This window comes from Nitrosomonas communis, assembly GCF_900114745.1.
Taxonomy (GTDB): Bacteria; Pseudomonadota; Gammaproteobacteria; order Burkholderiales; family Nitrosomonadaceae; genus Nitrosomonas; species Nitrosomonas communis_A.
Genome location: NZ_FOUB01000095.1, coordinates 1 through 10333, shown reverse-complemented (window position 1 = coordinate 10333; position 10333 = coordinate 1). Strand labels below are relative to the sequence as shown.

General features: G+C 48.1%; 5 protein-coding genes. 4 read left to right on the top strand and 1 reads right to left on the bottom strand.

Annotation, left to right across the window (positions count from 1 at the left end; genetic code table 11):
• From BM122_RS19130 to zapE, 4 genes are all read left to right on the top strand, one after another.
• Nucleotides 1-433: transposase (locus BM122_RS19130; RefSeq protein ID WP_305728213.1), on the top strand; the 433-nt coding region annotated here is incomplete at its 5' end.
• Nucleotides 434-457: 24 nt separating this feature from the next.
• Entirely contained in the window at nt 458-6496 is a 6039-nt protein-coding gene (locus BM122_RS19125) for a calcium-binding protein (protein WP_143083548.1), read from the top strand.
• 268 nt (nt 6497-6764) lie between these two features.
• Nucleotides 6765-7565, top strand: a complete 801-nt coding sequence (locus BM122_RS19120) for an alpha/beta fold hydrolase (protein WP_074907101.1) — start codon at nt 6765-6767, stop codon at nt 7563-7565.
• A 328-nt stretch (nt 7566-7893) separates the two neighbouring features.
• Nucleotides 7894-9102, top strand: a complete 1209-nt coding sequence (zapE, locus tag BM122_RS19115) for a cell division protein ZapE (RefSeq protein ID WP_074907100.1) — start codon at nt 7894-7896, stop codon at nt 9100-9102.
• Between the two features lie 169 nt (nt 9103-9271).
• On the opposite strand, the gene BM122_RS19110 is transcribed toward zapE, so the two are convergent.
• Nucleotides 9272-9979: a DUF6998 domain-containing protein gene (locus tag BM122_RS19110; protein WP_074907099.1), complete on the bottom strand. Its 708-nt coding sequence runs from the start codon at nt 9977-9979 to the stop codon at nt 9272-9274.
• Nucleotides 9980-10333: the final 354 nt, after the last annotated feature.

The window sequence follows — 10333 nt, the reverse complement described above, 5'->3', positions numbered from 1 at the left end:
TATTGATGAAAGTGGGTTTGCACAGGATGCGCCGCGCACGCACGGTTATGCACCCGCTGGCCAGAGATGTCATGGCACGCATGACTGGCATGCGCCAGGTCGTATCAACGCGATTGGCGCCCTGATCGGAAAGCTATTGATAACCGTCAGCCTGTTTGCAGTCAATATCAGCGCCGATGTATTTCATGGATGGGCGATGCAGGACCTGTTGCCTAAATTGCCGTCACATGCGGTCGTTGTGATGGACAATGCTACCTTCCATAAGAGGCAGGATACGCAAGAGGCCATACAAAACGCTGGGCACACCCTTGAATACTTACCCGCTTATTCTCCTGATCTTAATCCCATCGAACATAAATGGGCACAGGCCAAAGCACTGCGTAAACAACAAAACCAGACCGTTGAGATGCTTTTTAAATCCTATACATTCTGAATCATTCTTAACTGGTTAGGCTATATGAAAACCAGTGTCGAACAGGCTGTAGATAAAGGTTATTACCTGTTTTATTTGATCCCGGGCCAATCATGGCCAGATTATGATAAACATCTTCGTTATTGGAATTCGACAGATAGCAGTGTTGTGGATGCACTTAGCCTACAGACGCGCGAAGAATATCAAACACTTCTACAACAGCAGCAGGAAACAGTAGGAATTCTCAGCATATTAGAGCGTTTTAATGCATCGCCTTTTGTAACGGTTGGTACAGACCGGGTAACTTTGGGTAATGGATTGCAGAACATAGTGAATCCGGCGCTGAATAGTGATGATACAAGTATAAAAAGAGTATTTGTATCTTTATCGACTACGCAAACGGAGTTGATGCATCAAGGTTATGAGACATTGAAAGAATCCGTATATGGAAGCCTTGTCTTGCAGACGCGCCTTTCCCCATACTTGAATGAAATTACCCTGAATGTGACTGAAACGGCAGGCGTTTCTGTGGATTTTTCAACAATGAACTCGCTGCTTAATAATCAAAAAGAGGTGGATCCTGTATCTGCACTGTCAGATTTAATCGAACTGAACAAATATGCGGGACATATATTGTATCAAAATGGCTGGAATGGCCTTGATTTGTTGCGAAACTGGATTGATGAAGGCGTCGGTGGTAAGCAGGCAGATGTCATCCTACAGGAATTGAATGTGAGTATTATCGAACGGGGTATTTCTGCCGGTAGCAAAGATGACATCATTTTTAGCGAACCAGGCAATATAGTATTAAACGGCTATACCGGTAACGATATGCTCAATGGTGGTGCTGGGAATGACACTCTTGCTGGCAGTGGTGGTAATGATATTCTTCAAGGTGGTAGTGGTCGCGATCTATTGATGGGGGGTGACGGTGACGATATCTTGCGCGGCGGTATGGGGGAAAACGATCACCTGAGAGGTGATAACGGTAACGATACTTATCTCTTTGCTGCTGGCGACGGTACTACTTCCATTGATAACAATGACACCGGTACAAGCTATGATGTGCTGCAATTTATGGAGGGGATCAATCTTGGTGATGTGGTAATAACGCGCGATAGCAGCAATCTCTACTTGGCCCTGCCCAATACTAGCGAAAAAATTACTATTAACAATTACTTCTATCAAGATGCAGCTAGCGTTTATGTATTAGAGGCGATTAAATTCAGTGATGGGACTAGCTGGGATATTGCGACTGTCAAACAAATGGTCATGCAAAGTACTTTGGGTAATGACAACATAATAGGCTTTGAATCTGATGACACTATTAATGGCTTGAGCGGTGATGATATTTTAGCTGGTGCGGGAGGAAATGATCATTTGAATGGAAGCGACGGCAATGACACTTTGAACGGCGTAGAAGGCAACGACACCTTAATGGGTGGCGCTGGTAATGACAACCAGTCTGGAGGCAATGGCAACGATGTGCTGGAAGGAGGCGACGGCACCGACATGCTGTATGGGGGCAGCGGAGATGACACGCTGAGCGGGGGCGCAGGTGCCAACGATTACTTAACGGGCGATATAGGCAACGATATCTATTTATTTGCCGCTGGCGAAGGTAATACCAGCATTAATAACTATGATACCAGTGTTGGCCGCCATGATGTGTTGCGCTTTATGGAAGGGATCAATCCTGGCGATGTGACGGTAACGCGCGATAGCAGCAATCTTTATCTGACCCTGACCAGTACCGGCGAGAAAATCACCATTAGCAGCTACTTTTACCAGGATGCTGCCAATGCCTATGTCCTGGATGCCATTGAGTTCAGTGATGGTACCAGCTGGGATGTGGCAGCGGTTAAGCAGAAAGCGCTGCAGGGTACGATCGGCGCTGACAATCTCACAGGCTTTGCCACAAACGATACGATTGACGGTCTGGAAGGCAATGACAGCTTGAATGGCGCGGCAGGCAACGATACCTTGCTAGGTGGTGCCGCTAATGATACTCTCACTGGGAGCGATGGCAACGATGTGTTGGAAGGAGGCGACGGCACCGACATACTGTATGGTGGCAGTGGAGATGATACGCTGAGCGGGGGTGCAGGTGCCAACGATTCCTTGACAGGCGATGCAGGCAATGACACCTATTTATTTGCCGCCGGCGAGGGCAATACCAGTATTAATAACTACGACACCGGTGTGGGGCGCCATGATGTGTTGCGCTTTATGGAAGGGACTAATGCTGGCGATGTAGTCGTAAGCCGCGATAGCAGCAATCTCTACCTGACCTTGGCCGGTACCAGCGAAAAAATCACTGTCAGCAACTACTTTTACCAGGATGGAGTCAGCGCCTATGTCCTAAATGCCATTGAGTTCAGTGATGGTACCAGCTGGGATGTTACCACCGTCAAACAGAAAGCGCTGCAGGGCACGAGTGGCGCTGACAACCTCACCGGCTTTGCTAGTAACGACACGATGAATGGTCTGGCTGGTAATGACACTCTGTCTGGAGGCGATGGCAACGACGTGCTGGAAGGAGGCGATGGCACCGATATGCTGTATGGCGGCAGCGGAGATGATACGCTGAGTGGAGGCGCAGGTGCCAACGATTCCCTGACAGGCGATGCAGGCAACGATACCTATTTATTTGCTGCTGGCGAAGGCAATACCAGCATCAATAACTACGACACCGGCATGGGTCGCTATGATGTGTTGCGCTTTATGGAAGGGACTAATGCTGGCGATGTAGTCGTAAGCCGCGATAGCAGCAATCTCTACCTGACTCTGTCCGGTACCAGCGAAAAAATCACTGTCAGCAACTACTTTTACCAGGATGGAGTCAGCGCCTATGTCCTGAATGCCATTGAGTTCAGTGATGGTACCAGCTGGGATGTTACCACCGTCAAACAGAAAGCGCTGCAGGGCACGAGTGGCGCTGACAACCTCACCGGCTTTGCTAGTAACGACACGATGAATGGTCTGGCTGGTAATGATACTTTATCTGGAAGCAATGGCAATGATATGCTGGAAGGAGGCGACGACACCGACATACTGTATGGCGGTAGCGGAGATGATACGCTGAGCGGGGGCGCAGGTGCCAACGATTCCCTGACGGGCGATGCAGGCAACGACACCTATTTATTTGCCGCCGGCGAAGGTAATACCAGCATTAATAATTACGATACCAGTGCTGGCCGCCATGATGTGCTTCGTTTCCTCGAAGGGATCAACCCTGGCGAGGTAGCCGTAAGCCGCGATAGCAGCAATCTCTACCTGACTCTGTCCGGTACCAGCGAAAAAATCACTGTCAGCAACTACTTTTACCAGGATGGAGTCAGCGCCTATGTCCTGAATGCCATTGAGTTCAGTGATGGTACCAGCTGGGATGTTACCACCGTCAAACAGAAAGCGCTGCAGGGCACGACAGGTGTTGACAATATTACCGGCTTTGTCAGTAACGACACGATGAATGGTCTGGCTGGCAATGACACTCTGTCTGGAGGCGATGGCAACGACGTGCTGGAAGGAGGCGATGGCACCGACATGCTGTATGGCGGTGCCGGAGATGATACGCTGAGCGGGGGCGCAGGTGCCAACGATTCCCTGACGGGCGATGCAGGCAACGACACCTATTTATTTGCCGCCGGCGAAGGTAATACCAGCATTAATAACTACGATACCAGTGCTGGCCGCCATGATGTGCTTCGTTTCCTCGAAGGGATCAACCCTGGCGAGGTAGCCGTAACACGCGATAGCAGCAATCTTTACCTGACTCTGTCCGGTACCAGCGAAAAAATCACTGTCAGCAACTACTTTTACCAGGATGCCACCAGCGCCTATGTCCTGAATGCCATTGAGTTCAGTGATGGTACCAGCTGGGATGTTACCACCGTCAAACAGAAAGCGCTGCAGGGCACGACAGGTGTTGACAATATTACCGGCTTTGTCAGTAACGACACGATGAATGGTCTGGCTGGCAATGACACTCTGTCTGGAGGCGATGGCAACGACGTGCTGGAAGGAGGCGATGGCACCGACATGCTGTATGGCGGTGCCGGAGATGATACGCTGAGCGGGGGCGCAGGTGCCAACGATTCCCTGACGGGCGATGCAGGCAACGACACCTATTTATTTGCCGCCGGCGAAGGTAATACCAGCATTAATAACTACGATACCAGTGCTGGCCGCCATGATGTGCTTCGTTTCCTCGAAGGGATCAACCCTGGCGATGTAGTCGTAAGCCGCGATAGCAGCAATCTCTACCTGACCTTGGCCGGTACTGGTGAAAAAATCACTGTCAGCAACTACTTTTACCAGGATGGAGTCAGCGCCTATGTCCTAAATGCCATTGAGTTCAGTGATGGTACCAGCTGGGATGTTACCACCGTCAAACAGAAAGCGCTGCAGGGCACGAGTGGCGCTGACAACCTCACCGGCTTTGCTAGTAACGACACGATGAATGGTCTGGCTGGTAATAACACTCTGTCTGGAGGCGATGGCAACGACGTGCTGGAAGGAGGCGATGGCACCGATATGCTGTATGGCGGCAGCGGAGATGATACGCTGAGTGGAGGCGCAGGTGCCAACGATTCCCTGACAGGCGATGCAGGCAACGACACCTATTTATTTACCGCTGGCGAAGGCAATACCAGCATCAATAACTACGACACCGGCATGGGTCGCTATGATGTGTTGCGCTTTATGGAAGGGGCTAATGCTGGCGATGTAGTCGTAAGCCGCGATAGCAGCAATCTCTACCTGACCTTGGCCGGTACTGGTGAAAAAATCACTGTCAGCAACTACTTTTACCAGGATGGAGTCAGCGCCTATGTCCTAAATGCCATTGAGTTCAGTGATGGTACCAGCTGGGATGTCGCCACCGTTAAGCAGAAAGCGCTGCAGGGCACGACAGGAGCTGATAACCTTACCGGCTTTGCCACAAACGATACAATGGATGGCCTGGAAGGCAATGATAGCTTGAATGGCGCGGCAGGCAACGATACCTTACTGGGCGGTGCGGGTAATGATACCTTCTTTGGGAGCGATGGCAACGACGTGCTGGAAGGAGGCGACGGCACCGACACGCTGTATGGCGGCAGCGGAGATGATACGCTGAGTGGAGGCGCAGGTGCCAACGATTCCCTGACAGGCGATGCAGGCAACGACACCTATTTATTTACCGCTGGCGAAGGCAATACCAGCATCAATAACTACGACACCGGCATGGGTCGCTATGATGTGTTGCGCTTTATGGAAGGGATCAATCCTAGCGATGTGGTAATAACACGCGATAGCAGCAATCTCTACCTGACCCTGGCCAGTAGCGGCGAAAAAATCACCGTCAGCAACTACTTTTACCAGGATGGAGTCAGCGCCTATGTCCTGAATGCAATTGAGTTCAGTAATGGCACCAGCTGGGATGTCGCCACCGTTAAGCAGAAAGCGCTGCAGGGCACGACAGGAGCTGATAACCTTACCGGCTTTGCCACAAACGATACGATGGATGGCCTGGAAGGCAATGATAGCTTGAATGGCGCGGCAGGCAACGATACCTTACTGGGCGGTGCGGGTAATGATACCTTCTTTGGGAGCGATGGCAACGACGTGCTGGAAGGAGGCGACGGCACCGACACGCTGTATGGCGGCAGCGGAGATGATACGCTGAGTGGAGGCGCAGGTGCCAACGATTCCCTGACGGGAGATGCAGGCAACGACACCTATTTGTTCAAAATTGCTGATGGGCAAGATACTGTCAATAATTATGATACAGATGTAAAAAGTTTTGATGTTCTAAGAATTACTGAGGTGTCTTTTAAAAATCTTTGGTTCAGCCGTAATGGGAGCAACTTGCAGATAAATATAGCTGGCACAGATGATCAATTAACAATAACTAACTGGTATAGCAGTAACACTTATCAATTGGATCAGATCACTGCAGATTCTTCATTTTTATTGAAGGAACATGTTGATCAGTTAGTTTCAGCCATGTCTTCGTATAAGGTGCCTACTGGTGAAGGCAATCTTATTTCACAAGATGTGATGAATGCATTGCAACCAATATTCAATGAAGTATGGCTATAAGATAGAGATAGTTGACTATACACACAAGGATGAAACAAATTCACCCAATTTCATTTAGCAATTTTGATAAATTACATTGTATTAATAGATTATTGATGATTCTACAGGCGCAAAGTGACATTCCCTGCAAATTAAAGACAGATGCAAGTATGCCAAATAATTATACCCAAAATAGATAATTTCTTGATTGCTCAGCAGCGAGTTTGGCGAAATATATGGCTTTACGTATATTTCACTTTTGCAGAAAACGCTATTTTCCCTACATCTTATGCCAAAAATTCAAGTCAACGGAGCGAAATTACATTACACAGATGAGGGGGCAGGGCCAGAGACTATCCTGTTTGCCCATGGCCTGTTGTGGAGTGGCCAGATGTTTGAGGCACAGGTCAATGCACTTAAAGATCGCTACCGTTGCATCACGTTTGATTTTCGCGGCCAGGGGCAAAGTGAAGTCACACGAGGTGGCTATGACATGGAGACCCTCTATCAGGATACTGTTACTTTAATTGAGGCGTTGGGCTGTGCGCCTTGCCATTTTGCCGGACTTTCGATGGGGGGCTTTATCGGGATGCGGTTGGCAGCCTGGCGGCCAGAACTTTTGCGGTCGCTGATCCTGCTGGGAACCTCGGCTGATGCTGAGCCAGAAGAAAATATTCCGCGCTATAACCGGCTCAACTTTATTGCGCGCTGGTTTGGCATGAGGTTGGTCGCTGCGCCGGTTATGCGGATCCTGTTCGGTCAGTCCTTTCTTGCTGACCCTAACCGTGCCGCACAGCGTGAAGAGTGGAAAAAGTATTTGATCGCCAATCATCGCATCGGCATCACGCGTGCTGTCAAAGGTGTGATAGATCGTCAGAGTGTTTACGACGAGATTGGCAAAATTATTACGCCTGCCCTGATCATTGTCGGTGAAGAAGATGTCGCCACGGTACCGGCCAAAGCCGAGCGTATCCAAGCCCGGATTGCTGGATCACGTTTGGTCAGGGTTCCGAGAGCAGGACATTCTTCTACCATAGAAGAGTCTGAAGCGGTCAATAGGGCTATTAAAGCCTTTCTGAACAGTCTGTGAAGACAACACAACGGTCTTTCCTTTGTGCTAACCAAAACCGAGAATAAATTTTATCTGTAAAAGTATTACCCATTGTTTGAGGCTACTCTCTGGTTTTATGCCGTTATCATGAAAAGTATGATCTTTGACTAATAAAAGACGGTAGCTGGGCGAGATCGAGTTAATTCTATTGAGGGAGCTATGCCAGATGGAATTTTTGTGCCTTTGGTGGATTTCTTGAAGAAACAATGGTCAATATGATTGTACTCCCTATCCCGAGATGCAGAATCTCTTTCGCTATTCCCTCATGTTAAAATTTCTGATCTTTTTTACCAAAAGATAGCTCTTCATGAAACATCCGATAAAAGAAAACGGACCTGAAGCTGAATATCAAACATTGATACAGACCGGGGAACTCAAACCTGATGCTGATCAGGCCAGAGCAGTCGCTTCATTGGAGCGATTGTATCGTGAGTTGATTAATTACCCGGGGATAGGGAACCAAAGCAATAGGTTCTCGTTCAAGAATTGGTGGCCGACTGGTTTGTTTCGTAGGTCGGGCAATAAGCCAGCTCCCAAAGGAATTTATCTTTATGGTGGGGTAGGGCGTGGCAAATCCATGCTGATGGATTTATTTTATTCTGTAGCTTCCACGACATTCAAACGACGAGTGCATTTCCATGAATTTATGCTGGATATCCATGCCCGACTTAAGCAAGCGCATGATCTTTCTGCACAGAAACGGATGCAGCGTGGCGGACGTGCCAGTGCTGCTGATCCCATTCCGCTTATTGCACGGCAAATAGCCGGTGAAGCAACCCTACTCTGTTTTGATGAGCTGCAAGTTACCGATATTGCAGATGCCATGGTGCTCACAAGGTTGTTCAATGCGCTGTTTGAGCAAGGTGTAGTTGTGGTGGCCACTTCTAACAGGCCGCCCGACGATCTTTACAAGCATGGCCTCAATCGCCACCGCTTTCTGCCTTTTATCGAGCAAATTAAGGAAAGACTTGAGTTGATCCCGCTCGAAGGACCAATTGATTATCGCTACAATCGTCTAAAAGGTGCGGAAACGTATTATTTTCCGGTTAATGAGGAAACCACAGCTCAATTATCTGCCACTTTTTTCCGCCTGACGGATCGGCGTGTAGAAGACCGCGCGAAGGTGCCCAGCGAAACGTTGAATGTGCAGGGGCGCACGTTGTTTGTGCCCAAGGCGGCACGTGGTGTGGCTGTGTTTTCGTTTAAACGGTTATGCGCTAATCCATTGGGCCCAGCAGACTATCTTGCTATTGCCAGAAATTATCATACTGTCATCATGGTTGCGATTCCACAATTTACTCACGAAAATAGCGACCAGGCCAAACGCTTCATTACTTTTATCGATGCGCTTTATGAGCATAACGTCAAGTTCTTATGCTCAGCCGCTGTGCCTCCTCAATCACTTTATTCAGGGGGAGGGATCGGTTTTGAATTTGAACGCACGATTTCCCGTTTGATGGAAATGCAATCGGAAGATTATTTGACGAGAGGGCATGGCAAGGCTGTTATTGACTAAAGAATTTCCTGTTTTAGTTGATATTGATGAATCATCAACGCTTGAAATTAAGGTAAATCAATAGCAAAAAAGAAAGGATGATCGAGTTTATTTTGATTACAGAAAACCGTGGCTTGTCTCTTATTTACTCAATTCCGTGGAGATTCTTCGGGATCTGAATTTTATTCTGTTAAAGACTGTCGACTAGGGTGTTTTGTTGAGCCTCTGCTTGCACTTCTGGAATGGTTTTAATTACTTGATTCCCTAGCTGGCGTGTCGTGAGCGTGTTTCCACTGCTATTTACAAGCCCGATGGATAGAGTCTGAGCGATTTCTCTTAGGACTGGCTTAACTGGCTGGATAAATTGCCCACCACATTCCACTTCAATACTCCCCGTTTCCAACTCCCGAATAGTGTATCCGAGATGCGAGACTTCTTTGGTCGCTCTAATTTCACTGCGTTGCTTCGGCTTTCTTATTAGGCGGCGCAGTGGAAGTATACGAATGTCACTAGACTCTGGCGACATCAGCTTGATGGCATCTGACAAGGGTGCATTTAGCAACGTTTCTACTTGCATCTCTTCGGTATTCACTCGAAGTATCACGACACGATCAACATTTTCGAGGGAGTTGGCATTGAATGATATGTGCCCCGTATTTCCCATCATAGCAGTAGTTTTCACTGAAATGCGCTCTCCCTCACCGCTTACTACGTCATAGCCTCTTTGATTAACCTGAACCGCCATTTGGCCATTCGCTATCAGCGCAGCGTATAGCTCGCCAATGCGACCACAAAGGTGGCGAAGCTCGGTTGGTGGAACGCCCCATTCAAGCTCACGTTCTAGCCAAGCGAGAGCTTCTCCAAGCGATTGAATGAGCTGCATCTGGGTGAACGCCATTCATTACTTCTCCGTCAAAATTAAGGCTAGTCTAAAACTAGGCCTCCAGAATGACGCAATATGTTACATCAGAAATGAGATTTATTACGATAACACTCACGTTATTCTCTTATTTTTTATAGAACTGAGTCGATTGGGTTTTCAGCATGACAAGCTTTGCTATATTCACAAATAAATGAATTGATGATGTCATACTCGATTAATATAGCAGCACCTAACATTATCATTATATTTTAAAGCATGATGCTATCCATTTTGTGGTTCTTCCGGAAATTGCGTACATAGGCTCAGTGGCAGATTAAAGAGATGATGGAAAAGTAGAGCAAGATAGATTGAAATAACCACTCATTTTTA

What these genes read in the sequence shown, in the direction of transcription:
- BM122_RS19125 (WP_143083548.1), top strand. Translation starts at nt 458, where the DNA reads ATGAAAACCAGTGTCGAACAGGCTGTAGATAAAGGTTATTACCTGTTT.
- BM122_RS19120 (WP_074907101.1), top strand. Translation starts at nt 6,765, where the DNA reads ATGCCAAAAATTCAAGTCAACGGAGCGAAATTACATTACACAGATGAG.
- zapE (WP_074907100.1), top strand. Translation starts at nt 7,894, where the DNA reads ATGAAACATCCGATAAAAGAAAACGGACCTGAAGCTGAATATCAAACA.
- BM122_RS19110 (WP_074907099.1), bottom strand. Translation starts at nt 9,979, where the DNA reads ATGGCGTTCACCCAGATGCAGCTCATTCAATCGCTTGGAGAAGCTCTC.